General features: G+C 66.9%; 1 pseudogene. It reads right to left on the bottom strand.

What is annotated here, in order from left to right:
• Positions 1-18 precede the first annotated feature (18 nt).
• Positions 19-384 (bottom strand): annotated as a pseudogene (locus CAY82_RS27840) (hypothetical protein); the annotation flags it as partial.

The following is a 384-nucleotide window of genomic DNA, read 5'->3' as shown; positions in this document are numbered from 1 at the left end:
CGGGGTGCTGGGGACAGGTCAATACTTCGGCCCCACGTGGGCGTCCATGAGAGCCACGGAGGGTTTGCGGGCTACGGAGATGTTGAGCTCCCTGCCCGAGTGGCGCAGGACGCCCCATTCGTCGCCGAGCGCGGCCAGCGTGTCGCTGTAGAGGCGGCGGATGTCGTCCGAGCGGTTGGTGAAGAAGTACCGCGTGTATTCGTACCGGCGGCGTTCCCCGCTCGCCAGCGTGCGTTCCGTCCAGTTGGTGAAGCGGCACCCGTCGGAATGGAAGAGGCCGCGCACGAACTCCCAGGGGTGGGCGTCCACGAGCTGCTGCTGCCAGGGCTCCAGGGTGATGGGTCGTTCATGTTTCTTCCCGGGCCCGTGCTGCGGAAAGAGGCA

Source organism: Pseudomonas sp. SID14000, from assembly GCF_002165135.1.
In the GTDB taxonomy this organism is placed as follows: Bacteria; Pseudomonadota; Gammaproteobacteria; order Pseudomonadales; family Pseudomonadaceae; genus Aquipseudomonas.
This window is presented reverse-complemented; position numbering and strand designations above follow the sequence as displayed.